The following is a 2,296-nucleotide window of genomic DNA, read 5'->3' on the forward strand; positions in this document are numbered from 1 at the left end:
ACACCGAGAAGCGCCTGGGCATCACGCCGCCGAACCCGCTGCTGCCCGAGCTGCACGCGAAGCTGAAGGCCGCGCCGTGAAGCGCCTGGCCCTCATGGCGGCCGCGCTGGCGGCCTTCGCAGTGGCACTGCCTGCACAGGCCGATGCCACGCTCGACAAGCTGCGCAGCCGCGGCAAGCTCATCGTCGGCGTCGTGCTGTCGGGCCCGCCGTTCGGCAGCATCGATCCGGCGACGCAAAAGCACGTCGGCTACAACGTCGAGCTGGCCGAGGCCGTCGCGGCCGGCCTGAAGGTCGGCGTCGAGACGGTGCAGGTGCAGCCGTCGAACCGCGTGCAGTTCCTGCAATCCGGCAAGGTCGACATCCTGATCGCCAACATGCAGTGGACGGCCGAGCGCGCCGAGATCCTCGATTTCGTGCCGACGCCGTTCGAAGAGGTCGGCGGTGCCGCGATCGCCCGCAAGGGCGCGGGGCTGAAGAGCTGGGCCGACCTGCGCGGCAAGACGGTGTGCGTCTCGCAGGGCTCCAATTTCACGAAGCCGCTGGAGGAGCTGTACGGCGCGCAGGTCAAGGCCTTCCGCGGCCAGCCCGAATCGCAGCTCGCGTTGCGCGGCGGCAACTGCGTGGCCGCCGTGCACGTCAGCCCGACGCTGCAGCACCTGCTGGCCACCAGCCCCGAGTGGACCGACTACGAGCTGCCGCTGCCCGGCGACCTGATCCCGTCGCCGTCGGTGATCTGGGTGCGCAAGGGCGAGGGCGACACCCGCGCGGCGATCGACCGCATCGTGCAGCAATGGCACCGCAGCGGCTGGCTGATCGAGGTCGGCAAGCGCAACGGCATGCCGCCGACTCGCAAGCTGAAGGAGCTGCACGAGCAGTTCCGCAAGACGCCTGCCTGACCCGACATGCTGCAACTGTCGAAACGCGTCCGGCGCATCCGCCTGTCGCCGAATGCTGCCGCCGGCCAGCGCGCGAAGGACCTCGCCGCGCAGGGCCGCGACATCCTCGTGCTGACCTCCGGCGAGCCCGATTTCGATACGCCGGCGCCGGTGCGTGCGGCCGGCATCGCCGCGATCGAGGGCGGCCAGACGCGCTACACCGCGATGCCGGGCATCGCGCCGCTGCGCCAGGCGATCGCAGCGCAGCTCGCGCGTGCGCAGGGCCTGGATGTGACTCCGGCGCAGGTCGTCGTCTCGAACGGCGCGAAGCAGGTGCTCTACCAGGCGCTGGCCGCGACGCTCGACCCCGGCGACGAGGCGATCGTGCCGGCGCCGTACTGGCCGGCCTTCATCGACATGGTGCTGCTGTGCGATGCGAAGCCGGTGATCGTGGCGACCACGCCGGCCAGCGGCTTCAAGCTGACGGCCGCGCAGCTCGCCGCGGCGCTGACGCCACGCACCCGCGTGCTGATCCTGAACTCGCCGGGCAACCCGAGCGGCGCGGTCTACGGCGAGGCCGACTGGCTCGCGCTGGCCGAGGTGCTGCGCGCGCATCCGCAGGTCGTCGTCGTGCTCGACGAGATCTACGAACACATCCGCTTCGACGACGCGCCGGCGCGCCACCTGCTGGTGCTGGCGCCCGACCTGGCGCCGCGCACCGTGCTCGTCAACGGCGCGTCGAAGACCTATGCGATGACAGGCTGGCGCGTCGGCTGGGGCATCGCGCCGCTGCCGCTTGCGCAGGCGATGACGGCACTGCAGTCGCAGGTGTCGTCGGCACCGAGCGCGATCAGCCAGGCCGCGGCGCTGGCCGCGATCGAGGGCGACCAGGGTTTCGTGCGCGAGGCGGCTGCCGCCTACCACCGTCGGCGCGACATCGTCGTCGACGGGCTGGCGCGCGTGCCGGGGCTGCAACTGCTGCCGCCGCAAGGTGCCTTCTTCGCGTTCGTGCATGTCGGCGGCCTGATCGGGCGCCGCAGCGCCGGTGGCCGCGTACTGCGCACCGATGCCGACGTGACCGACTGGCTGCTGGACGAGGCCGGTGTCGCGGTCGTCGACGGCGCGTCGTTCGGGCTGTCGCCGTACATCCGCCTGTCGACCGCTGCGGCCGACGAGGTGCTGCACGACGCGGTGCGGCGCATCGCCGAGGCCGTGGCCGCGCTGCCGGAAGGCCGGCATGGCTGACGCGCTGCTGCAGGCTGCCGTCGCGGCGCTGAAGCCGCTCGGGCTGAACTACGCGTTCGTGCTGGATGCGGGCGAGCGCTCGGCCTTCCTGCGTGGCATGGGCGTCACGCTGGAGCTGTGCGTGGCGGTGATCCCCGGCAGCCTCGCGGTGGGCATCGCGCTCGCCGCGGCGCT

General features: G+C 72.1%; 2 protein-coding genes and 1 pseudogene. All 3 read left to right on the top strand.

Annotated features, from left to right (window positions below):
* The first annotated feature begins 94 nt into the window (after positions 1-94).
* Positions 95-898 (top strand): transporter substrate-binding domain-containing protein, encoded by an 804-nt coding sequence (locus AC1D15_RS27870; protein ID WP_477828561.1) that lies wholly within the window; start codon positions 95-97, stop codon positions 896-898.
* Positions 899-904: 6 nt separating this feature from the next.
* Positions 905-2,122 (top strand): aminotransferase class I/II-fold pyridoxal phosphate-dependent enzyme, encoded by a 1,218-nt coding sequence (locus tag AC1D15_RS27875; RefSeq protein ID WP_477828560.1) that lies wholly within the window; start codon positions 905-907, stop codon positions 2,120-2,122.
* Positions 2,115-2,296, top strand: a pseudogene (locus AC1D15_RS27880) (amino acid ABC transporter permease); the annotation flags it as partial. The gene AC1D15_RS27875 and the pseudogene AC1D15_RS27880, both read left to right, overlap by 8 nt.

Source organism: Rhizobacter sp. P2_H2, assembly GCF_056403375.1.